21 protein-coding genes are annotated in these 22,655 nt (G+C 72.3%); 13 read left to right on the top strand and 8 right to left on the bottom strand.

Annotated elements, in window-relative coordinates:
* Positions 1-156: 156 nt before the first annotated feature.
* The 6 genes from ACFFR3_RS11725 (at position 157) to ACFFR3_RS11700 (ending at position 6,994) form a co-directional block, all read left to right on the top strand.
* Positions 157-1,053, top strand: coding sequence for a hypothetical protein (locus tag ACFFR3_RS11725; RefSeq protein ID WP_379483085.1), 897 nt, complete (start codon positions 157-159; stop codon positions 1,051-1,053).
* A 69-nt stretch (positions 1,054-1,122) separates the two neighbouring features.
* The gene (locus tag ACFFR3_RS11720; RefSeq protein WP_364377112.1) at positions 1,123-1,410 is read left to right on the top strand and encodes a hypothetical protein; all 288 of its coding nucleotides are present in this window, start codon (positions 1,123-1,125) and stop codon (positions 1,408-1,410) included.
* Positions 1,411-1,476: 66 nt separating this feature from the next.
* The gene (locus ACFFR3_RS11715) at positions 1,477-2,877 is read left to right on the top strand and encodes an FAD-binding oxidoreductase (RefSeq protein WP_364377114.1); all 1,401 of its coding nucleotides are present in this window, start codon (positions 1,477-1,479) and stop codon (positions 2,875-2,877) included.
* A 97-nt stretch (positions 2,878-2,974) separates the two neighbouring features.
* Positions 2,975-4,582: an MFS transporter gene (locus tag ACFFR3_RS11710; protein WP_364377116.1), complete on the top strand. Its 1,608-nt coding sequence runs from the start codon at positions 2,975-2,977 to the stop codon at positions 4,580-4,582.
* Positions 4,583-4,609: 27 nt separating this feature from the next.
* Positions 4,610-5,743 (top strand): FAD-dependent monooxygenase, encoded by a 1,134-nt coding sequence (locus tag ACFFR3_RS11705; RefSeq protein ID WP_364377118.1) that lies wholly within the window; start codon positions 4,610-4,612, stop codon positions 5,741-5,743.
* A gap of 219 nt (positions 5,744-5,962) precedes the next feature.
* Entirely contained in the window at positions 5,963-6,994 is a 1,032-nt protein-coding gene (locus tag ACFFR3_RS11700; RefSeq protein WP_446686041.1) for a fatty acid desaturase family protein, read from the top strand.
* Here ACFFR3_RS11700 and ACFFR3_RS11695 read toward each other — a convergent pair.
* Positions 6,984-7,298: a hypothetical protein gene (locus tag ACFFR3_RS11695; protein ID WP_364377122.1), complete on the bottom strand. Its 315-nt coding sequence runs from the start codon at positions 7,296-7,298 to the stop codon at positions 6,984-6,986. The two genes, ACFFR3_RS11700 and ACFFR3_RS11695, sit on opposite strands and share 11 nt — an antisense overlap.
* 320 nt (positions 7,299-7,618) lie before the next feature.
* Here ACFFR3_RS11695 and ACFFR3_RS11690 point away from each other — a divergent pair, with 320 nt between their 5' ends.
* From ACFFR3_RS11690 to ACFFR3_RS11680, 3 genes are all read left to right on the top strand, one after another.
* A complete protein-coding gene (locus ACFFR3_RS11690) occupies positions 7,619-8,170 on the top strand; it encodes a hypothetical protein (RefSeq protein WP_345403022.1) in 552 nt (183 codons plus the stop codon).
* Positions 8,171-8,260: 90 nt separating this feature from the next.
* Positions 8,261-8,896 carry a copper resistance CopC family protein gene (locus ACFFR3_RS11685; protein WP_345403027.1) on the top strand — a complete coding sequence of 212 codons (636 nt, stop codon included), beginning with the start codon at positions 8,261-8,263 and terminating at the stop codon, positions 8,894-8,896.
* Positions 8,886-9,899, top strand: coding sequence for a hypothetical protein (locus tag ACFFR3_RS11680; protein WP_345403034.1), 1,014 nt, complete (start codon positions 8,886-8,888; stop codon positions 9,897-9,899). The genes ACFFR3_RS11685 and ACFFR3_RS11680 overlap by 11 nt, the downstream gene beginning before the upstream one ends.
* Positions 9,900-9,952: 53 nt before the next feature.
* Here ACFFR3_RS11680 and ACFFR3_RS11675 read toward each other — a convergent pair whose 3' ends face one another.
* The 5 genes from ACFFR3_RS11675 to ACFFR3_RS11655 all read right to left on the bottom strand — a co-directional run bounded on the left by ACFFR3_RS11675 (position 9,953) and on the right by ACFFR3_RS11655 (position 14,394).
* On the bottom strand, positions 9,953-10,135 hold the full coding sequence (locus ACFFR3_RS11675) for a zinc ribbon domain-containing protein (RefSeq protein WP_379483377.1): 183 nt from the start codon (positions 10,133-10,135) through the stop codon (positions 9,953-9,955).
* A 118-nt stretch (positions 10,136-10,253) separates the two neighbouring features.
* Positions 10,254-12,104, bottom strand: a complete 1,851-nt coding sequence (locus ACFFR3_RS11670) for a hypothetical protein (protein WP_345403040.1) — start codon at positions 12,102-12,104, stop codon at positions 10,254-10,256.
* 4 nt (positions 12,105-12,108) lie between these two features.
* A complete protein-coding gene (locus ACFFR3_RS11665; RefSeq protein ID WP_345403043.1) occupies positions 12,109-12,711 on the bottom strand; it encodes a pentapeptide repeat-containing protein in 603 nt (200 codons plus the stop codon).
* A gap of 28 nt (positions 12,712-12,739) precedes the next feature.
* The gene (locus ACFFR3_RS11660; protein WP_345403046.1) at positions 12,740-13,903 is read right to left on the bottom strand and encodes a cation:proton antiporter; all 1,164 of its coding nucleotides are present in this window, start codon (positions 13,901-13,903) and stop codon (positions 12,740-12,742) included.
* An 8-nt stretch (positions 13,904-13,911) separates the two neighbouring features.
* On the bottom strand, positions 13,912-14,394 hold the full coding sequence (locus tag ACFFR3_RS11655; protein WP_345403049.1) for a cation:proton antiporter regulatory subunit: 483 nt from the start codon (positions 14,392-14,394) through the stop codon (positions 13,912-13,914).
* Between the two features lie 227 nt (positions 14,395-14,621).
* Between ACFFR3_RS11655 and ACFFR3_RS11650 the strand changes: the two genes are divergently transcribed.
* The 3 genes from ACFFR3_RS11650 (at position 14,622) to ACFFR3_RS11640 (ending at position 17,236) form a co-directional block, all read left to right on the top strand.
* Complete coding sequence (locus tag ACFFR3_RS11650) at positions 14,622-15,266, top strand: response regulator transcription factor (RefSeq protein WP_364377131.1); 645 nt, start codon at positions 14,622-14,624, stop codon at positions 15,264-15,266.
* Positions 15,267-15,360: 94 nt separating this feature from the next.
* The gene (locus ACFFR3_RS11645) at positions 15,361-15,966 is read left to right on the top strand and encodes an ATP-binding protein (RefSeq protein ID WP_379483084.1); all 606 of its coding nucleotides are present in this window, start codon (positions 15,361-15,363) and stop codon (positions 15,964-15,966) included.
* A 67-nt stretch (positions 15,967-16,033) separates the two neighbouring features.
* Positions 16,034-17,236 carry a PAS domain-containing sensor histidine kinase gene (locus tag ACFFR3_RS11640; protein WP_345403058.1) on the top strand — a complete coding sequence of 401 codons (1,203 nt, stop codon included), beginning with the start codon at positions 16,034-16,036 and terminating at the stop codon, positions 17,234-17,236.
* A gap of 66 nt (positions 17,237-17,302) precedes the next feature.
* Here ACFFR3_RS11640 and ACFFR3_RS11635 read toward each other — a convergent pair whose 3' ends face one another.
* Positions 17,303-18,511 (bottom strand): acetate/propionate family kinase, encoded by a 1,209-nt coding sequence (locus tag ACFFR3_RS11635; protein ID WP_364377137.1) that lies wholly within the window; start codon positions 18,509-18,511, stop codon positions 17,303-17,305.
* A complete protein-coding gene (locus ACFFR3_RS11630) occupies positions 18,487-20,790 on the bottom strand; it encodes a phosphoketolase family protein (protein ID WP_364377139.1) in 2,304 nt (767 codons plus the stop codon). Before ACFFR3_RS11630 ends, ACFFR3_RS11635 begins: the two co-directional genes overlap by 25 nt.
* A 182-nt stretch (positions 20,791-20,972) precedes the next feature.
* Between ACFFR3_RS11630 and pgi the strand changes: the two genes are divergently transcribed.
* Entirely contained in the window at positions 20,973-22,604 is a 1,632-nt protein-coding gene (pgi, locus tag ACFFR3_RS11625; RefSeq protein WP_364377141.1) for a glucose-6-phosphate isomerase, read from the top strand.
* The last annotated feature ends 51 nt before the right edge of the window (positions 22,605-22,655 follow it).

Genomic DNA, 22,655 nt, shown 5'->3' with positions numbered 1-22,655 from the left:
GGGAAGTCGGCGGTTCACGGCGCTACCCACCTTCGGGCGTGGCCAGACATACCAGATGCGTAAAGTGACAGTTGACAGAGAACCGGCTCCTGACGACGATCGGGACGGCACTATTAAGTGTCAATTTACGTAGGTCGGGTCAGGAGGTGGCCCTCAATGAGCATCGAGCCGAGGGCGAGAGTAGCCCCCGAGCGCGTGCTGCCCAGCCCGGCGCCCATGGCGCCGGAGACGGCCGCGCAACAGCGGGTCGTCGAACGAATCTGCGCCAGGGTCGCGCCCCCCGGCGTGGACGTCGGCGTCGCCGAACTACCCCCCGGCGGACTGCAGGTGTGGATCGACACCCCGGTGCCGGTCGCCGAGCAGGAGTCGTGGGTGCTGTATCACCGGATGGCCCGCGAAGTGGCGCTGGTCGGCTGGCATTGCGAGGCCGACGCCGACCGGCTGCTGGTTCTGGGCTGGAGCGCCGCGTGCCTGCACAATCGCGTACGCCTGCTGCAGAGCGGGCTGCGCAGGCTCGCCGACTTCGAGCACACCGCCCAGCGGGCCGTGCAGCTCGACGGCCGCGACCCCGGCGGCGCGCCGGCCACGCGGCTGGTGGAGGAGGTGTGCGCCGCCATCGAGCGGCGGCTGCGCTGGCCGGAGCGGCTGGCGGAGCTGGACGGCTTCGAGCGCAGCTCGGGCCTGCCGCACCTGCAGCTGCTCCTCGCCCAGGTCGCCGGCCTGGAGGCGAAGGTCGCGGCGGCCTGCGAAGAGCACCTCGTCATGGCGCGGGTGCTGGCGCGGGCCGTCTGCGAACACCACGCGCGGCACGGGGACCCGGCCCGTGCGCGGCGCGACGTGCTGGCGGAGTCGCGCCGCTGGGTGCACGCCAGCTCCATGATCAGGGGGACGGCCACCGCACGGCCGATCCCCGCGGGCGCGGGCCGGCCGCACATGGGCCTGGCCGAGCGCCGCATCGCAGCGAGCGTCATCAACCACGGCGTGCCGCGGGTGATCCCCGCCGCCGTCACTCCAGGGGTCGCACACGCCGACCTCGAGGAGGGCGCCCGCTGATCCCGAACCGCTCAACGGCGAGTGGTCGCCCGGAAAAACCCACCCGAATCCGGTAGGAGAGCTCCCGTCATGCGAACCCCCCCGCACCTGCCCGCCCGATCCAGGCATGACCGTACCGACCGGGCCAGGCGCCACCCCTACGGGCTGGACATGCCCGCGCAAGCCGCGCCGCACGGCACGATCGACTTCACCGCGGACTTCCCCGCCGACTACGCACCCGGCCGCTTCAGCACCCCGTTCGACGCGCCCCCGCCACCCGAGGCGGACGAGTTCGTCGAGCAGCGGCTGCTCGGCATCAGGGAGATGTCCAACCAGGCCATCGGCTCCATCGACGACCTGCTTCAGCACACCGTCTGAGTCGTGCCCCAGCGGCCCCCGACGCAGGGAGCCGGAAGAGCGAAACCGCACCACTTGAGGAGAGTCATGCAGGACCTTTCGCGCCCGGAGCTGCGGTCGCGTGACGTCGGGGGCCACCAGCCGCGCACCGTGGCGGGCGTCGAGACGCCACGCACCCTGGACGAGGTACGCACCCTCGTCAGGCAGGCGACGGCGGACCGCCGCCGTCTCTACCCGATCAGCACCGGCAGGAACTGGGGCATGGGCTCGGCCATGCCCGTCACCGACGACAACCTGGTCGTCGACCTCGGCGCGATGAACCGCATCCGCGGTCTCGACCTCGAGGCCGGCTACGCCGTCATCGAGCCCGGCGTCACCCAGCGCCAGCTCGCCGAGGTGCTGCGCGGCACCCCGTGGATGCTGAACGTCACCGCCTCGTGCGCCGACACCTCCGTGATCGGCAACGCGCTCGACCGCGGCGACGGCTGCATCCGCTCCCGCGTCCACGACGTGGCCGGGATCGAGGCCGTGCTCGCCGACGGCAGCGTGGTCACCACCGGCGGGCTCGACCCCGCCGGCCGCTACCACGGCAGGGTCGCGGGGCCCGACCTGACGCAGGCGTTCGTCCAGCACAACCTCGGCATCGTCACGGCGATGGCCGTCTCGCTGGTGCCGCGCCCCGAGACCATCGCGCTCGTGCACGGCCGCATGCCGGCCCACCAGGCCGGGGTGGCGCTCGAGGCGATCGCCGGCTTCCTGCGCCGCGGCAACCCCGCCGACGGCCTGATGCGCGTCCGCGAGCTGGCGCTCGTCCCGTCCCACGGCGACTGGACGCTCCCCGGCGGCGTCGACCCGAGCCTGTTCACCGTGCTCGGGCCGCTCATGGGCGGCGACGCCACCGTGGAGCTGGCCGAGGAACTGCTGCGTAAGTCGCTCATCGAGGTCGAGGGCGCCGAGGCGCTGCGCGTGGTGGACGCCGCGGAAGTCGGCCCGCACGACCCGCTCTACGCCAGGGCGCTCATGTCGCTGGGCATCCCCACCTGCCTCGGCGTGCACAACGCGCTCGGCGTGACGTCCTGCGACCAGATCGACGACGGCCCGATGGGCTTCCTCGCGCTGCTGCCGCTCATGCCGCTGCAGGCACGCAGGACCGAGCACCTCGTCGGCGCCCTGCAGAGCGCCGTGGACGCGCACACCACCGCTCTCATGATCGAGTGGAACCTGGTCAGCCCGCACATCGGCAACGGCGTCATGCAGATCTTCTTCGACCGCGGCGCCCCCGGCGCGGCACACCGCGCGCACCAGCTCCGCAACGACGGCAACTGCGTGCTGCGCGGCAACGGCTGCGCCATCTACCGCTCCGACATCGACCACGCCGCCGCCGACGTCTGGTCCGAGACCAGCACCGCCGGCCTCGGCATGCTGCACCGGCTCAAGACGGCGCTCGACCCGGACGGCCTGCTGTCGCCCGGCCGGTACGGCGCCTGACACTCGCCGGCAGACCTCGCAGATCGCGCCGCCCCGGCGCGCGGCCGGAGCGCCCCGGGGCGGGAGAACGGCTCGACGCAATCCAAGGAGGACCCACGTGCGTTCGTCACCAGCGGCCGTCAGGCCCACCACCACGAGCCGGCGTCACGGCGTGATGCTGCGCCTCGTCGGTGCCGGTGTCATGTTGACGGTGATGGCCGACACCACGGCCACCACCCTGGCGGTGGGAGTACTGAAGTACACGCCCGCAGGCGCCGGCATGCCGCTCGGTGATTTGGTCTGGCTGACCAGCGCGGCGTTCATCCCGATCGCGGCGCTGCTGGCCACCGCCGGCCGCTGGGCCGACCTGTTCGGCCGGCGGCGCGTGCTGGCGGTCGGGCTCGTGGTGTTCGTGCTGGGCGGCATCGCCACCGTCGCCGTGGAACCCTGGTCGTACGTGCTGGCCGCACGGGCCGTCCAGGGCGCGGGCGCCGCGGCGATGATCCCGGCCAGCCTCGGGCTGCTGCTCGGCGAGCTGCCCGAGTCGCAGCGCAGGGGCGCGATCGCGCTGTGGAGCTCGGCTTCAGGGCTCGGCTGCCTGCTCATGCAGGCCGGCGGCGGCTGGCTGGCCGTGGCCGTCGGCTGGCGCGCCCTGTTCCTCCCCAACGTGGTGATCGGCGTGCTCCTGCTGATCGCCTGCATCGGGCTGCCGGCCGGCAAGCGCGGCAACGCCAAGGGCGTGCCGGACGTCCTCGGCGCGTGGCTGCTGGCCGCCGGCATCGCGGTGATCGTGCTCGCCATCTCCAAGGCCATGGCCTGGGGGACGGACGTGCTGTGGCTGGGGCTGGCCGCCCTCGCCCTCATCGGCGGCGCGCTCGCCCAGGCCAGGCACCACCGGCTGCCCGCCATCGACCTGGCGCTGTGGCGGCGGCCCAGGTTCGTCTGGGGCTGGCTGGCCACCTGGGGCTTCGGCGCCCTGTCGTACGGGCTGCTCACCGTGCAGCCGCTCTACCTGCTGCACCTCGGCTACCCGATGCTGGAGGTGGCCATGTGGCTGACTCCGACGTCGGTGGCCGTGGTCGTGACGAGCTTCCTGGCCGGAAAGCTGGTCAAGCGGGTCGGCGCGTACGGCCTCATCTACGCCGGGTCGCTGCTCTGCGGCGGCGCCTGCGTGCTCGTGCTGACGCAGGCCGGGCCCACCGTGTGGGGCCTGATCGCCAGCGTCGTGGTCGGCATGGGCGTCGGCGCGCTCGCGCCGGGCACCTCCGTCGCCACCACCCTGGCCGCCCGCCCCCACCAGTACGCCTCCGCGGTCGGCGCGGCCACCATGGCGCGCATGGTGGGCGGGGCCGTCGGCGTCGCCGTCGTGTCGGTCGTGATCGACCACCCGTTCATGACCGGGCCCTTCGCGGGCCTGGCCGGCGCGCTCGCCCTGTGCGTGGGGATCTCGGTGCTGATCGGCGCGCTGGCGCTAACCAAGATCACCAGGCAGCGGCCCGACCCTGGCGACGTGATGGTGAAGGTGCCCCGCCGGATGCTGCTCGAACTGCGCATGACCCTCGCCACCGTGGCGGCGGAGGCCGACGCGCTGCTGCCGGTCGAGACCCGTGCTCCCTCCGCAACTCCGTCCGCGCACCCCTCTGCCGCCCCGCACACGGATCATGTCCCGCGGCCGCGTGCGGCCGAACCGGGGCCGCTCGCCGGGACCCGCGGACATACGAACTAGTTCCACCCATTCAGAAGGGCTCTCGTCATGGCTACCACATCGTGCGACGTAGCGATCGTCGGCGCCGGGCTCGGCGGCTGCTTCCTGGCCTTGCTGCTGGGCCGCCGCGGGCAGCGCGTCGTCGTCATCGAGCAGGGACCCTCGGTCCCGAGCGCGGGCGCCGACTTCCTCAAGCCCCCGGGACTGCGGGTGCTCGCCCGGCACGGCCTGGCCGACCTCGTCGGCCGTAACGGCCTGCGGCGCGACACCATCCGCTACTACCACGATGGCGACCCCATCCAGGAGATCCGCTTCCCCGACGGCGGCTTCCTCATCCGCCCCTACCGCGAGCTGGTCGAGCTCATCTACACCTCGTGCGCGATGGCGGGCGTGGAGTTCTGGTTCGACGCCGGCATCGACGACCTCGCCACCGGCGAGGGCCGCCCGGCCGAGCTGACCCTCCACGACGGGCGGCGGTTACACGCGGGCGTGGTCATCGGCGCCGACGGCACCAAATCCGCCGTCCGGCAGGCGCTCGCCATCGAGCAGTGCACGATGCCGTACGAGCGGGTGCTCATGCGGGTGGCGACCGTGCCGCTCAGCGCCAGCGTCGCGCAGCTCAACCGGCTGTACTTCAGCTCCGACGGCTGGTTCACCTACTTCTACCCGATCAGCAGGGACGAGGCCCGCGTCTTCGTCGGCCTGCCCCCCGAGGACGACAAGGAGATCTTCCAGGACGGCATCCCCGCGCTGCTCGACGAGCTGAAGAAGTTCGTTACCGACAGCTCCGACACCTTCAACCACCTCCAGGCGGCGACCTGGCAGCGCATCAAGGTGTCGTCGCTGCGCGTGGAGGCGTACCACCGGGGCAACGCCGCGCTGCTCGGCTCGGCCGCGTTCGCCTGCCACCCGATGACCGGCATGGGCATGAGCTACACGCTGCGCGACGCCGAGATACTCGCCGACGTCATCTGCGCCGCCGGCGGCGACGCCGAGCTGCTCGACCGGCTGCTGTACGCCCGCTACGAGCCGCGCAGGCACGCCCACCGGCAGCTCATCGACTACGGCGACGCGCTGGCCGCGACCTTCCGCGACCGGGCGTCCTACCTCGCGGCCTTCCGCCCCGACCTGCACATCCACGGAGAGGCCTGTGCCGTGCCCGACGCGCCGCAGCTCGTCTGAGCCGCGCCCCCGCCGCCCGCCGTTCCCCACCTGGTGAGGTCGTCCAGTGCCGCGCTGAGTGCGGTGGCAGCCCGATACCCAGGCGGCGGGGGCGCACATACGGTAGTGCTGGCCCTACCGTGAAATCGGGTGACAGCCGGGGTTCGCAGGACGCCTATCGACCGGAATGCTGGGAAGAGATCACATTTTCCCCTCGGCATCCCGGAGACGCATGTGACTGTGACGGAGACCTCCCGCCCCGGCTCTGGGCAGCGGGGCAGCGACTACGCGCGGCTGTCGCGGCGTATCGCCCAGGCTGGGCTGCTCGAGCGGCGGCCCGGCTACTACGCGGCCAGGATCACCCTGGTGGCCGCGCTGTTCGCGGGCACGTGGGCGCTGTTCGCCGCGCTCGGCGACTCGTGGTGGCAGCTCGCCGTCGCCGTGCTGCTCGCGGCGGCCTTCGGGCAGGTCACGCTGCTGGCCCACGACCTGGCGCACGGGCAGATCTTCCGGTCCCGGCGCACCAGCAGGAACGCCGGGCTGATCGTCGGCAACCTGGCCGTCGGGCTCAGCTACGGCTGGTGGATGGACAAGCACACCCGCCACCACGCCAACCCCAACCACGAGGACCACGACCCCGACGTCTCACCCGACTTCCTCCTGTGGTCGGAGCGGCAGGCCGCGGCCAGCAAGGGGCTGCCCCGGTTCATCGGGCGCTACCAGGCGTGGCTGTTCTTCCCGCTGCTCACCCTCGAAGGCGTCAACCTCAAGGTGTCGAGCTTCCGCGCGCTGCGCAGGCCCACGCTCAAGAACCGCGCGATCGAAGGGGCGCTGCTCGGCGGGCACGTGCTGGCGTACCTGGGGGCGCTGCTGCTGGTGCTGCCGCTGCCCAAGGCGCTGCTGTTCTTCGCCGTGCACCAGGCCTGCTACGGCGTCTACCTCGGCTGCACCTTCGCCCCCAACCACAAGGGCATGCCCGTGCTCACCGCTGAGGACGAGCTGGACTTCCTCCGCAAGCAGGTGCTGACCTCCCGCAACGTCCGCGGCGGGCATCTCGTCACCACCGCGCTCGGCGGGCTGAACTACCAGATCGAGCACCACCTGTTCCCCAGCATGCCCACCGCGAACCTGCGCAGGGCACGGCCCATCGTCCGCGACCACTGCGCCTCGCTCGGCATCGACTACGTCGAGTGCGGGCTGCTGGAGTCGTGGGGGCAGGCGCTGCGGCACCTGCACGAGGTCGGCCGGCCGCTGCGCCGGGTCAGGACGTGACGATCAGCTCCAGGCCGTCGAAATCCTCCGTGACCTGGTGACCGGCCTCCACCAGCACCGTGCGCAGCGCGAGCTGCACCGCGTCCCTGATGGTGGAGTACCTGACCAGCTGCTCCGCCGAGCGGCCCCAGGTCACCACCACCCCGCGGGCGGGGTCGTGCCAGACCCCGAGCCCGCCGTCGGCGGTCAGCAGCGACGGCTCGACGCTGAAACCCGCCTCCGTCAGCTCCTGCCGGACCACGCGTTCGAGGTCCTGGCCGGCGCCCGTGGCGACGCTCGTGGCGACATCCGTGGGGGTGTCCATCCGGATCCGCTGCCCTCACCCGCGCGCTCCGAACCTCGGGACCGCGAGAAGTGTGTGGAAGGATGTCGCCTGTGTCCCCCGCGACATCCCAGGCCCCATCCCCGGCCTCGCACCCGGTCCCGCACCCGGTCCTGCAGCCGGTCCCGCACCCGGTCCCGCACCCGGTCCTGCAGCCGGTCCGCCCAGCGGCCCGGACCCTAGGCCCGGCCGACGGCGCGCCGGCGATGGGTGCGCGGCCGGCCGCTGTGCCAAGGGCCGGTGTGTCGAGGGCCGGTGTGTCGAGGGCCGGTGTGTCGAGGGCCGGTGTGTCGAGGGCCGGTGTGCCGAGGGCCGGTGTGGTGCTGCGGCTGGCGCGGGCCGTCGTGTTCGCGACGGTCTGCGGTGCCGTGTCGGTGGGCGGGCATGCGCTGGCCGGGGGAGGGGCGGTGCCGTTCCCTGTCTATCTGGCCGCGGTGCTGGCGACGCTCGCGCTGGCGTACCTCGCCGACGGGCGGGAGCGCGGCCCCGGCGCGGTGCTCGCGGCGACCGTCGGCACCCAGATGCTGCTCCACCAGCTCTTCGACCGCCTGGCGCCCGGTGAGGCGGCCGGGCACGTCCACGGTCATCCGGCCGCCGGCATGCTGCTGGTCCACCTCACGGTCGCGGTGCTCAGCGCCTGGTGGCTGCACCGCGGCGAGAGCGCGCTGTGGCTGATCCTCCGCCTGTACGGCACCCCGTTCCCGGCCGTCCGGCTGCTCGTCACCGCGGTCGCCGTACCCGATGCCCGGCCGCCCGCCTGGCGCCCGGCCACCCCCGAGACCGCGCCCCTTCTGGGCCGTCTCGTCTCCCGCACGATCAGCAGGCGAGGACCGCCCGCCGTGGGGCGTCACTGACGCCCCACGGCGCCTTTTCACCCTTGGCCTGTGTCCGGACGTCCGGCGCCACGGGCGCGGTCGTCCGGAAGATCATTCTGGAGACCTGACATGGCATTCTCGCTCCATTTCGCTGGGCTGCGCTCTCTCCTCGCCACCCTGTTCGCCGCCGCCTTCATAACGGGCCTCATGGCATCGCCCGCGCTGGCCCACGATGCGCTCAAGCGCAGCTCGCCCGCGAAGGACGCCGAGGTCACGGCGCTGGAGGAGATCGAGCTCGAGTTCACCGCGAGCGTCAAGTTCCCGTTCGTGGTGCTGCACGACGCGTCCGGCAAGCAGCTCCAGCTCGGCGAGCCCGAGCTCGACGGCCCGCTCGTCACCGCCGGCGTCACGCAGCTCCTGGCGCCCGGCTCGTACACGATCGGGTGGCGGGTCGTGTCCTCCGACGGACATCCCATTGAGGGCGAAATCCCGTTCAACGTGAAAGGATCTACATCTCCGTCCGCCTCGCCCACGGTGACCGGCGAGACGGCCGCGGCACCGGCGACCGGAGCCACGGCCGGACCGTCCGAGCCGGGGAACCCCGGTGCGGACACACCGGCAGGCGCCACGACCACCGACGAGGCGCCGGCGGGTGTGCCCGCCTGGATCTGGGGCGTGCTGGCGGTGCTCGTCGTGCTGGGCGTGCTCGTCTGGTTGAAGACTTCGCGCCGCGGCCCCGACCGGGAGGAGCTGGATGCGGATTGAGCAGGCGAGGCAGGTCGCCCGGCAGTGGGTGCTCGAGGAGGGCGCGAAGCTGCCGGGGTTCGGCGGGGCGTTCCTGACCGGGTCGGTCCTGTGGGCCGACCCCGGCGACGAGCTGGCCGTGTCCTCCGACGTGGACGTCATGGTCGTCGCCGACCCCGCCGCTCACATAGGGCACATCGGGAAGTTCCACTACGAAGGGGTGCTGCTGGAGGTCTCCTCCATGGTGGCGCCCCGCTCCGTCCACGACGTGCTCAGCGACTACCACCTGGCCGGCAGCCTCCATCTGCCCGGCCTGCTCGCCGACCCGACCGGACGGCTGAGCGAGATCCACCGCGTCGTGGCCCGCGACTTCGCCGAGCGCCCCTGGGTCCTCGCCCGCTGCACCGGCGCCATGGACCGCGTACGCGGCTGGATCAACGGCATCGACGAGTCCGCCTCGCTGCCCGCCCAGGTCACCTCGTGGTTGTTCGGCACCGGCGTCACCACTCACGTGCTGCTCGTGGCCGGGCTGCGCAACCCGACCGTACGCCGCCGCTACGCCGCCGTCCGCGACCTGCTCGCCGAGCACGGGCGGCTCGAATACCACGAGAGCCTGCTCGACCTGCTCGGCTGCGCCCACCTGAGCCGCGCCCAGGTCGAGGGGCACCTCGCGATGCTGGAGAAGGTGTTCGACGCCACCGCGCCGCTGCGGGTGCCCGCCTACCGGTTCGACACCGACCTCAGCCCGGTCGCCCGCCCCGCCGCCATCGACGGCACCCGCGAGCTGATCGCCGCCGGCCTGCACAGGGAGGCGGTGTTCTGGCTGGTGGCGACGTACGCGCGGTGCCTGGACAAGCGGGCGCTGGCGGGGGAGCGGGGCTTCGAGGACGGGTTCGGCGAACTGCTCGCCGACCTCGGCGTGGCGACGCCGGCCGACCGCCGCCGACGCGCCGACCGGGTGCTGGCCGCCCTGCCCGGCCTCTGGCAGACCGCCACCACGCTCTTGTCAGCTTCTCGGTCGTGAACGACCGAGCTTGCAGCTCCTCGCCGTCGATGGCTTCGACGGTCCGGTCCGCGTCAGGCAGCGTGACTCACTGCCCAGCCCGTCGCACCGCGTGAGGCGATGTTCCGGGCTGCGTTGACGTCGGCGTGCTCAGCGAAACCGCACGACGTACACGAGAAGGTGGCCTGGTCAGGCCGGTTGCGCTTGTCCATATGCCCGCAGTGCGAGCACTGCTGTGAGGTATGGGCCGCATCCACGGCGATCACTCAAAGGCGTTTCTGCCCGGCTCCTGCGCAAGGAGTACGGCGCCCTCCCGAGCGTGAACGCCCGGGGCTCCACGCCACATTCGGCTGAACCGGCATGAACCGGCAGGGCTCAGGCGCGGCGCAGGGTGCGGGTCAGGCCGGTCGCGATCGTCGTCGCCAGCACCCACCCGGCGGCGATCAGACCGTAGGCCAGCCATTGCGCCCCGCCACCGGGGTTGAACGCCTTCTCCTGCCCGAAGTCGATGATCGGCAGCAGCAGGTCGAGCGTGTAGACCAGCGGGTTGAACTCGGGCGCCTCGCCGCGCTTGAGCGGCGGCGGCCGGTCGAGCCAGAACACCGCCGTGCCGACGGCGAGCAGCGCCAGCAGCCACCCGGCCGCGCGCAGCGGGCGGAAGCCGTAGCCGACGGTGACGTCCTGCAGGTGGCCCCAGGCGCGGGCGTACCAGGGCAAAGTGGCGCGGCGCTGCTGCTGCCCGGCCAGCATGGTCGCGCGGGCGTCGGCGTCGCCGCCCAGCCGCCGGTACATCGCGGCGAGCTGCTCGTAGGCGTTGGGACGGTAGCCCTCGGGGTCGCGGCGCAGCCAGGCGATGCGCTCGGCGGCCGGCAGCATGGGGTCGAGCACCTCGTACGACGCGCCGTCCATGCGCAGCTCGCCCGGCCAGACCGCCGGGTCGTCGCGGAGGACGCCGATGCGGGCGTGGCCCAGCTCGACCCGGCCGCGCACCGGCGCGGCGGTGCGCATCGCCAGCTCGCGGGTCTCCAGCCGCCAGCCCTTGAGCGCCACGTCGCCGGGCGCGGCGAGGGTGGCGTCGTCGAGGCACAGGCGGCTGCCGATCTGGGCGTTGGTCAGGCGGACCCGGCCCTCGGCGGTGAACCCGTCGCACAGGTTGAGCACCTTGCCGACGGTGATGCCGTTGGCCGACAGGGCCGCGCCGCCGGGGTTGACCAGCCGCGCGCCCTCGAAGTGGGCGGGCCCGCTGACCGAGGCGTCGAGCAGGCTGATCTCGCCCTCGGCGACCAGGCCGTGCCGGCCCACCAGGGCGCCGTCGACGGTCAGGCCGTCGCCGGCCAGCGCCTGCCCGCCGGGGTTGACCAGGTGCGCGCCGTCGAGGCTGAGCGTGCGGCCGACGGCGGCGGCCCGCAGCCACACGGCGCCCTCGGTCTCGGTGTGCGCGAGGAACAGTCCGCTCTCGGCCTTGAGCCCGCCGCCGTGCACGGCCAGGCCGCCGGGGTTGCGCAGCTTCGAGCCGCGCAGCGTGAGCGGCCCGCCGACGCGCGCGAACCGCAGGCTGACCTCACCCTCGACCTCCATGCTGCGGGCGAACAGCCCCACCTGCACGTCGAGGTTGGAGCCGCCGAACGCCAGCCCGCCCGGCGCGCGTAACCTGGCGCCGTCGAAGTTCACCGCCGCGCCGACCCTGGCGGCGGTCAGCACGATCTCGCCGTCGCAGACGAAGCCGTCCTGTGCGCGCAGGCTGCTGCCGACGTCGAGGTGCTCGGCGTTGATCGCGGCGCCGCCCGGATGGTCGAGCCGCGCGCCGCTGAGTGAGAGCGTGCCGTTGATGTGGGCGCCGGGCAGGCGCAGCTCGCCGGTGACGTGGCAGCCGTTGAGCCGCAGGTTGCCCTCGACCTGCGCGTTGGACGCGATGAGGCCGGGCAGCGTGGAGCCGGTCAGGCTGATGAAGCGGGTGCGGGCCTGGTAGAGGTCGGGCACCTCGTCGAAGACGCAGTCGTGCAGCAGGATCGGCAGGTCGAGCTCGGCGAACGCCAGGTGCAGCCGGCCCGTGACATGGGCGCCCGACAGCCGCAGCGCCGGCTTGGCGCCCGGCTCCGTGCGCTCGGCGAGCAGCAGCTCCGCCAGCACCTCCGCGCGCACCGGTCCGAGCGGGCCCGCGTCGACCTTCGCGCCGCGCGGGATCGCCTCGGAGACGGCCTGCTCTGCCGGGGTCAGCTCGCGCACGGCGTCACCCGCGTACGTCGAAGCCCAGGCCGGCGGCCACGATGGCGGCCTGCGCCGGGTCGATGCGGGTCTCCTTCAGCGTGACCTCTCCGGGCTCCAGCGTGAGCAGATCGCTGCCCCGCAGGTCGCACCGGGTGAGGTCGGCGCCGCGCAGCAGCGCCCCCGACAGGTCGCACGAGCGCAGGGACGCCTTCTCCAGCCGGGCCTCCGACAGGTCGGCCTCGCGCAGGCGCACGCCGTCGAAGGTGCTGCCGCGCAGGTCGGCGCCGTAGAGCGAGGTGTAGGACCAGTCGCCGCCCGTCGCCTTGAGCAGCCCGAACGTGCAGTCGGCGAAGACGGCGCCGGTCAGCTTGCAGCCGGTGAACGTGGCGTCGAAGAACGAGCAGTGCGTGAAGACGCAGCCGGCGAAGCTCGCGTCCCGGTGGACCGAGACGTTGAAGCGGACGTTCTCGAACCGGCACTCCTCGAACGAGCAGCCCTGGTCGGTCAGCTCGGTCATGTCCACCTCCTGGAACAGCACCCGGTGATGGCGCTCGCCGGAGATCTCCCGGCTGTCCCAGTCGGCGGACCTGACCGTCCGCTCCATGGAGCCCTGTCGTTCTGTCATCCGAACACGGTATCGGATGAGGGTGACGCTACGCCGCCCGTTCCGCGATGGCGGTGATCAGCGGCTGCACCAGCTTGGCCGCCAGCGGGCCGAACGCCGCGAGGATGAGCACGTACGCGGCGGCCAGAGCACCCAGGTCGGGGTGCACGCCGGCGCCCACCGCCAGACCGGCGATGACGATGTTGAACTCACCGCGCGGGATCAGGGCGATGCCGGCACGTGCCTGACCGGCCTTGGCGATGCCCGCCCGCCTGGCCGCGTACGCACCGGTCAGCAGCTTGGTGATCATGCTGACCAGGGCGAGCAGCGCCGCGAGGCCCGCCACCGGCAGGATCTTCGCCGGGTCTGTCTGGAAACCGAAGAAGACGAAGAACACCGCCGCGAACAGGTCGCGCAACGGCGCCAGCAGCGCGTGCGCGTCCTCGGCGAGCTGCCCCGACAGGGCGATGCCGACCAGGAAGGCGCCGACCGCCGCCGACACCTGAAGCTGCTGGGCGAGGCCCGCGACCAGCAGGGCCAGGCCGACCACCTTGAGCAGCATGACCTCGTTGTTGGGGCTGCGCACGAACGCCTCGATGTAGCGTCCGAACTTCAGCGCCACGACGAGGACGATGCTCACGGTGAGCAGCGCGATGCCGACCGAGATGGCCCCGCTGAGCAGGCTCAGCCCGGCCAGCATGGTCGTCAGGACCGGCAGGTAGATCGCCATCGTCAGGTCTTCGAAGACCAGCAGCGACAGCACGGTGGGCGTCTCCCGGTTACCGATCCACCCCAGGTCGGACAGCACCTTGGCGGTGATGCCCGACGAGGTGGCGTAGGTGACGCCCGCCATGGCGATGGCCGCGACCGGTCCCCAGCCGAGCAGCAGGGCGATGATGGCCCCTGGCGCGGCGTTGAGCACCAGGTCGACGATGCCCGCGCGGAAGTTGCTGGTCATGCTGGTGACCAGCTCGTCCGCGTTGTATTCGAGGCCGAGCGTGAGGAGCAGCAGGACCACGCCCATCTCGGCGCCGGTGGAGATGAACGCCTCGCTCGTCGCCAGCGGCAGCACCCCGCCGGTACCGAACGCCAGTCCGGCGATCAGGTACAGAGGGATGGGAGAGATGCCGCCGCGCAACGCGAGCGCGCCAAGAATCCCCAGGCCGAGCAGGACAGCGCCGAACTCCAGGAAGATGATCGCGGTTTCGTGCACCCGCGGCCCTACCCGTTCGCCAGGATGCCGGCCACGTCGGACGTGCTGTCCTCGCTGCCCACCACGACCACGACGTCACCGACGGCGAAGACGAAGCCGGGTCCCGGGCTCGCGAACACCTGCCCGCCTCTGACGACGGCGACGATGGACGCGCTGGTACGGGTGCGCACGCGGGCGTCACCCATCGGACGCCCCGCGTAGGGGGAGCCGGCCGGGATCGGCAGCTGCACGCTCATCAGGCCTTCGACCTGCTGGTGCAGCTGGTTGAGCCGCTGCACGATGCGAGGCGCGCCGAGGAGCTCGGCGAGGGCGTCGGCCTCCTCGTCGTTGAGCTTCACCGTCTGGCAGACCGCGTCGGGATCGTTCTTGTCGTAGATGACCAGATCCCGGCGGCCGGTGCGATGAGAGACGACACCGACCCGCTGTCCCTTGCGAGTGGTGAAATCGTGCCGTAGCCCGATGCCCGGCAGTGCTGTTTGTTCGACCTCCACCTGTCCCACCCGTATAGATCCGGATATTTTCGGATAACCCTACCAATGGTGTGACTTGCCCTTGCCAGGGCTTCGCACGGCCTTGACCTTGGACCGTCCACACCGGCCTGGACCTGGGCGAAGGCCGGTGCTCCGCAGAGCATGGGAGACTGGGTCAAGGCGTCGCGGACCCAGGCGCCCCAGCCCGTGCCGACCCGGCAGCACGCCACGCCAAAAGGGACCTCACCATGCCGCCCCCTCCTCCGATCCGGCTGGTTCTCGTGGAAGACCACGCGATGGTCGCGGAGGCCCTCGGTCTCGCCCTCGGCCGCGCGCCCGACATCGAGGTGGTGGCCCAGGCCGGCACCGTCGCGCAGGCGCTCGCCGAGACCGGCAGGTGCCGCCCCGACGTCGTCGTGCTCGACCGGCGGCTGCCCGACGGCGACGGCATCGCGGCCATCGACCGGCTGACCGCGCTCGCGCCCAAGGCCCGGGTGCTCGTGCTGACCGGCGAGGCGAGCGCCGCCGTCGCGGCCCGGGTGGTGGCCGCCGGTGGTGCCGGGCTGGTGGTGAAGTCGTCCCGGCTCGGCGAGCTGGAGTCGGCGGTGCGCGAGGTGGCCGCGGGCGGGGTGGTGTTCGCGCCCGGGTTGCTGCCCGGGGTGTTCGACCGCCTGACCGGGCGCGCGGGTCACGTCGGGGCGGCGCTGACCGCGCGCGAGCGGGAGACGCTGCTGCTGCTCGCCGAAGGGGTCAGCACCGACGAGCTGAGCGACCGGCTGGGGGTCGCCCGCAACACCGCGCGCAACCACGTCCAGCATGTGCTGGAGAAGCTGGGGGCGCGGTCCAAGCTGGAGGCGGTGGCGTTCGCGCGGCGGGACGGGCTGCTCGACTGATGCGGCTGCACCAGGTCACGTCCCACATGCGTACCAGGCGGCCTGGGGTGCCTGCGTCTCGTGACCGGCCGCCGCGCTCCACGAAAGTAGAGGCGTGGAACGTGCGGAGGCCGAGACATACCAGGTGGACACCCCTTTGCCGGAGGAGATGGCCAGCATCACGGAGGCGCGCAGGCTGGCCCGCGAGGCCCTGGTGACGTGCGGCTTCCAGGGGCGGCACGAGGACGTCCTGCTGGTGGTGTCCGAACTGGTGACCAACGCGCTCGTGCACGGCGACGGCTCGCCCGTGCTGCGTGTGCGGGGGAGCGCCGACCGGGTGCGGATCGAGGTCGGCGACGCGGGTGCCGGGGTGCCGCGGACGCGCGAACCCGGGCCGGCCAGCGGGTGGGGGCTGCACGTCGTACGGCTGCTGTCGGCCGGGTGGGGCATCTCACCCGCGGACCCCGATCACCTGGGTGGCCCGCTAAGGGGCGGCGGTCCCGGTGACGGTCCCGGTGACGGTCTCGGGGGCGGTCCCGCGGAGGGTGTAAGCGGCGGTCTCAGTGGCGGTCTCAGTGGCGGTCTCAGTGGCGGTCCGAGTGGCGGTCTCAGTGGCGGTCTTAATGGCGGTCTTAATGGCGGTCTCAGGGGTGGGAAGGTCGTGTGGTGCGAGCTCGTCGCGGGCCTCTCCGACGCCCAAGCGCGCACCTCAGAGGCATGACGGCGGAGCATGGCCGGCAGGGCGTGATCGGCTTTGGCGTCGCGCGCCACGCGTGAGAAGGTGCGGTATGCCCGAGCATGACCCGTCGCCGGATGTCATGAGCCAGCTCGTCCAGAGCATCCGCGATCCCGCCATCCTCATGCTCGACCCGCACGGCGTCGTCCTCAGCTGGAACGCCGGCGCCGAGCGCATCACCGGCTACACCGCGGGCGAGGCCGTCGGCGCCCACTTCTCCCTGTCGTACCCGCCCGCCGGGATCGCGGCCGGCGACCCCGCCCGCGCTTTGGCGGCGGCCGCCTCCGGGGGCCGCTGGGAGGAGGAGTGCTGGCGGGTGCGCAAGGACGGCACCCGCTTCTGGGCCGGCGTCGCCATCACCGCCTTGCGCGACGCGGCGGGCGCCTTGCGGGGCTTCGGCGAGGTGACCCACGACCTGACCACCCACCACACCCCCGCCGGGCCGCCCGGCGAGCGCCCGAGCAAGAGGCCCGCCACCGCGGGCGGCGAGCGCGGCCAGACCGAGCAGCGCGCCGCCGGCACTGCGGCCGGTGAACGTGAGCTGGGCGAGCGGGGCGCCGCCGGCACTGCGGCCGGTGAACGTGAGCTGGGCGAGCGTGGCGCTGCCGGCGGGGCGGCTGGTGAGCGTGAGCTGCTGGTGTCGCGGCAGGCGCAGGAGCGGGAGCGGCGGCGGATCGCCTCCGGGGTGCACGACGACACCATCCAGTCCATGGTGGCCGTCGGGATGCGGCTGCGGTCGTGGGGTGCGAGCCTGCCGGCCGAGCAGGCGGCCACCGTGCGGGCGCTCGACGACGACGTCAACGCCGCCGTGCTGCGCCTGCGCGACCTCGCCTTCGCTCTGCGCCCGCCCGCCGACGGCCTGGTGGACAGCCTGGCCGGCTACCTCGAGCGGACCATGCCCGCCGCGGGCCTCACCCACGAGCTGCGCCACGACCTCGACACCGAGCCGCCCGACGAGACCGTGCTCGCCGTCTATCGCATCTGCCAGGAGGCGCTGACCAACGTCCGCAGGCACGCCGCCGCCCGGCACGTCACCGTCATGCTGCGCTCGCTGGGCGCGGGCGTGCACGTCCGCGTCCGCGACGACGGCGCCGGCCTGTCCCCGGCCGCCACCGAGCCCGGCCACTTCGGGCTGATCGAGATGCGCGAACGTGCCGAGACCGCCGGCGGCTGGTGGACGATCCTCGGCCCGCCGGGGGCGGGCACGACGGTCGAGTTCTGGATCCCCACCCCACCACCAGCCGGCCACACCTGACCTCCCGCATCCCTGCCGCCCCCGACCGGAGCCGCCGTTCCGGAACCCCCCCGCCGCTGGCCCCGATCAGGGCTGAGCGGGGGCTTCGTCGCCGTTGACGAGGGCGCTCGCCTGGCGGGCGATCTCCCATTCCTCGTCCGTCGGGATCACCAGGACGGCGACCTCCGCCCCTTCACCCGAGACGGCGCGTTCGGCGTCCGAAGGGGCTTCGTTGCGCTCCCGGTCCAGGGTGATGCCGAGGCGGGTGAGGCCGGTCAGGGATTCGGCGCGGGTGGCGGGGTCGTTCTCGCCGATACCGCCGGTGAAGACGACGGCGTCCACGCGGCCGAGCAGGGCGTAGTAGGCGCCGACGTACTTGCGGATGCGGCGGGTGTAGACGGCGAGGGCCAGGAGCGCGTCCTCGGCCCCGGACCTGGCGCGGGCGCGCACCTCGCGCATGTCGCTCGACCCGGTCAGCGCGAGCAGGCCGCCCGCGTGGCCGAGCGCGTTCTCGGCGCTCTCGGCGTCCATGCCGTCCACGCGCGCCAGGTAGCCGGGCAGCGCCGGGTCCACGTCACCGGAGCGGGTACCCATCACCAGCCCTTCCAGCGGCGTCAGGCCCATCGAGGTGTCGACGCTGCGCCCGCCCGAGACGGCCGTGGCGCTGGCGCCGTTCCCCAGATGCAGCACGATCAGGTTCAGATCGGACAGGTCGCGGCCGAGGAAGGCGGCGGCGCGGCGGGAGACGTACGCGCAGGAGGTGCCGTGGAAGCCGAACCGCCGCACCCCGAGCCGCTCCCGCCACTCGCGCGGCACCGCGTACGTGTACGCCTCGGGAGGCAGCGTCAGCTGGAACGCCGTGTCGAACACCGCCACCTGCGGCACGGACGGGAACGCCGCCCGCGCCACCCTGATCCCGGCCAGGTTGACCGGATTGTGCAGCGGCGCGAGCGGAGCCAGCTCCTCGACGGCCGCGATCACCCCGTCGTCCACCAGGACGGCCCGGTCGAACCGGGCGCCGCCGTGCACCACCCGATGCCCGACCGCGACGGGATCGAGCGCGGGACCGGCCGCCGCGAACGCCTCCATCATCGCCGCCAGCCCTTCGTCGTGACCGGGAAAGGGCCGCTCCCGCACGTACGGGGGGCCGTCGCCGTGATGGTGGACGAGCCGGCCGTGCTCCTCGCCGATGCGCTCCACCAGCCCCCTGGCGGGGCGCTCCCGGCTGGCCACGTCCACGAGCTCGTACTTGATGGACGAGGAGCCGGTGTTCAGGACGAGAATGTGTCCGGCCATGTCCACGACCTGATCTCCGCCGGATCCTCGCCGTGCTCCCGCGTGTACGCGCGGGCCCGCAGCCGCTCGTCGCTCATCAGCTGGCGCAGGTGGGCGGCCTTGCTGCCGAGGCCGGGCACCCGGTCGATGACGTCCATGACCAGGTGGAAGCGGTCGATGTCGTTGAGCATGCACATGTCGAACGGCGTCGTCGTCGTGCCCTCCTCCTTGTAGCCGCGCACGTGGATGTTGTCGTGCCCGTGGCGGCGGTAGGTGAGCTGGTGGATCAGCGACGGGTAGCCGTGGAAGTTGAAGATCACCGGCCGGTCCACGGTGAACAGCGTGTCGAACTCGGCGTCCGGCATGCCGTGCGGATGCTCGGACTCCGGCTGCAGCCGCATCAGGTCCACCACGTTGACGACGCGGACCTTCAGCTCGGGCAGGTGCTCGCGCAGCAGCGCGGCCGCGGCCAGCGTCTCCAGGGTCGGCACGTCGCCCGCGCAGGCCAGCACGACGTCGGGCTCGCTGCCCTCGTCGCTGGAGGCCCACGGCAGGATGCCCAGGCCGCGCGTGTTGTGCGCGATGGCCTCGTCCATCGTGAACAGGTCGAGCACCGGCTGCTTGCCGGCGACGATCACGTTGATGTAGTCGCGCGAGGCCAGGCAGTGGTTGCCGACCGACAGCAGCGTGTTGGCGTCCGGCGGCAGGTAGACCCGCACCACCGACGCCTTCTTGTTGACGACGACGTCGAGGAAGCCCGGGTCCTGGTGGCTGAAGCCGTTGTGGTCCTGGCGCCACACGTGCGACGACAGCAGGTACGTCAGCGACGCCACCGGCCGCCGCCACGGGATCTTCTGCGACGACTGCAGCCACTTGGCGTGCTGGTTGAACATGGAGTCCACGATGTGGATGAACGCCTCGTAGCAGTTGAACAGCCCGTGCCTGCCGGTCAGCAGGTAGCCCTCCAGCCAGCCCTGGCACAGGTGCTCGCTCAGCACCTCCATGACGCGGCCGCCGGCGCAGAGGTTCTCGTCGGTGGGCAGCGTCTCGGCGTTCCACGCCCGGTCGGTCACTTCGAACACCGACGACAGCCGGTTCGACGCCGTCTCGTCCGGCCCCATCAGCCGGAACGTCCTCGGGTTGGCCGCGATCACGTCGCGCAGCAACCCGCCGAGCACCCGCGTCGGCTCGCTCGACTGCGTGGCCGGCGCCTTCACCTCGACCGCGAGGCGGCGGAAGTCGGGCAGCCGCAGCGGTTCGAGCAGCTCACCGCCGTTGGCGTGCGGGTTGGCGCTCATCCTGCGCTCGCCGCGCGGCACCGTCTCCAGGATCGCCCCGACCGGCTTTCCGTCCGCGCCGAACAGCTCCTCCGGCCGGTACGACCGCATCCACTCCTCCAGGAGCGCCAGATGCGTGGCGTTCTCGCGGACCTTGGCCAGCGGCACCTGGTGCGACCGCCACGTGCCCTCCACCGGCAGCCCGTCGACCTCGCGCGGTCCCGTCCAGCCCTTCGGCGTGCGCAGGATGACCATCGGCAGCCGGCCGGCGTCGCCCGCCTTGTACGCCGCCAGCTCGTCGAACGCGGTGTCCAGCGTGCCCGCCATCTCCTCGTGGTCGGGGCCCACCAGGTGGGGGCGGTAGCCGTACCCCTCCATGAGCTTGATCAGCTCGTCCGCCGGGATGCGGGCGAGGACCGTCGGGTTTGCGATCTTGTAGCCGTTCAGATGCAGGATGGGCAGCACCGTCCCGTCGCGGCGGCGGTCGAGGAACTTGTTGGAGTGCCAGCTCCCGGCCAGCGGGCCCGTCTCGGCCTCGCCGTCGCCGATGATGCAGGCCACGACCAGGTCGGGGTTGTCGAAGGCGGCGCCGTACGCGTGCGCCAGCGCGTACCCCAGCTCGCCGCCCTCGTGGATCGAGCCCGGCGTCTCCGGCGCGACGTGGCTCGGGATCCCGCCGGGGAAGGAGAACTGCCTGAACAGCCGGCGCATGCCCGTGACGTCCTGCGACACGTCGGGATAGCGCTCGGAGTACGACCCCTCCAGCCAGGCGTGCGCCACCGCGGCGGGACCGCCGTGACCTGGCCCCGCGATGTAGATCATGTCCTGGTCCCGCTCGCGGATCACCCGGTTGAGGTGGGCGAAGCAGAAGTTCAGGCCCGGCGTCGTCCCCCAGTGGCCGAGCAGCCGCGGCTTGATGTGCTCCGGCCGCAGCGGCTCGGTGAGCAGCGGATTGTCCAGCAGGTAGATCTGCCCGACGGACAGGTAGTTCGCCGCCCGCCAGTACGCGTCGATATGGTCCATGCTCCTGCTGCTTCCACCACAGGATTGCCGCAATCCCCCCGGAACGCCAATTCCACTGAGCTGCTAAAGACTCCGCTCCGCCATGCGCGGAATCAACCGTGCGGGGTACACGGTTACGGGACGATGGGACCAGGCATGATCGGCTTGGCGCCACGAGGTTTGGCGACACGAGGAGGCAAAGCGTGAACGGCGACATCACCCAGAGCCAGGAGTGGGCGGCCCTGGGCAAGCACCACGAAGAGCTGGCGGGCAGGCACCTGCGCGAGCTGTTCGCGGACGACCCGGGCCGGGCCGGGCGCATGACGGTGACCGCCGGCGACCTCTATCTCGACTACGCCAAGCACCGCGCGACGCAGGAGACGTTCGACCTGCTCACGGCGCTGGCCGAGCGGGCCGGGCTGCGCGAGCGCATCGACGCCATGTTCCGCGGCGACCACATCAACGTCAGCGAGGACCGCGCGGTCCTCCACGTCGCGCTGCGCCTGCCGCGCAGTGCCGAGCTCGTCGTCGACGGGCAGGACGTCGTGGCCGACGTGCACGCCGTGCTCGACAAGATGAGCGGCTTCGCCGACCGGGTCAGGTCCAAGGAGTGGAAGGGCGCCACGGGCAGGCCCATCGAGACCGTCGTCAACATCGGCATCGGAGGCTCCGACCTCGGCCCCGCGATGGCCTACGAGGCGCTGCGCGACTACGCCGACGCCGGCATCACCGCCCGCTTCGTCTCCAACATCGACCCGGCCGACATCACCGGCAACCTCGCCGGCCTCGACCCGGCCACCACGCTGTTCGTGGTCAGCTCCAAGACCTTCACCACGCTCGAGACCCTCACCAACGCCAGGGTCGCGCGCCGATGGCTGGTCGAGGCGCTCGGCGAGGAGGCCGTCGCCAAGCACTTCGTGGCCGTCTCCACCAACGCGGCGAAGGTCGAGGAGTTCGGCATCGACACCGCCAACATGTTCGGCTTCTGGGACTGGGTGGGCGGCCGCTACTCCTACGACGGCGCCATCGGCCTGTCCCTGATGATCGCCATCGGGCCCGAGCGCTTCCGCGAGATGCTCGACGGCTTCCACACCATCGACGAGCACTTCCGCACCGCGCCGTTCAAGGCGAACATGCCGGTGCTGATGGCCCTGCTCGGCATCTGGTACACCGACTTCTTCGACGCCGAGACCCGCGCCGTGCTGCCCTACAGCCAGCGGCTGCACCGCTTCCCCGCCTACCTCCAGCAGCTCACGATGGAGTCCAACGGCAAGTCCGTACGCGCCGACGGCACCCCCGTCACCGCCACCACCGGCGAGATCTTCTGGGGCGAGCCAGGCACCAACGGCCAGCACGCCTTCTACCAGCTGCTCCACCAGGGCACCCGGCTCGTGCCCGCCGACTTCATCGGCTTCGCCGAGCCCCACGAAGACCGTGAGGGCATGCACGACCAGCTCACCGCCAACCTGCTGGCCCAGACCTCCGCGCTGGCCTTCGGCAAGACCGCCGACGAGATCGCGGCCGAGGGCACCGCGCCCGAGATCGTGCCCCACAAGGTGATGCCGGGCAACCGGCCCACCTCCACGATCCTCGCGCCCAAGCTCACCCCGTCCACGCTCGGCCAGCTCGTCGCCCTCTACGAGCACATCGTGTTCGTCGAGGGCACCATCTGGGGCATCGACTCCTTCGACCAGTGGGGGGTCGAGCTGGGCAAGAAGATGGCGCTCGACCTCGCGCCCGCGCTGATCTCCGACGCCCCGCCCACCTCCTTCCCCGACCCCTCCACCGAACAACTCATCCGCCGCTACCGCGCGCTGCGGGGAAGGCGCGTCTGACATGAACGCCACGGGGGAGTCCCCGACACCGGCCCCGACACCGGCCCCGAC

The organism is Nonomuraea salmonea (genome assembly GCF_042428605.1).
GTDB lineage: Bacteria > Actinomycetota > Actinomycetes > Streptosporangiales > Streptosporangiaceae > Nonomuraea > Nonomuraea salmonea.
Note: the sequence above shows the minus strand (reverse complement) of the source record. Positions and strands in the feature narration are given on the sequence as shown.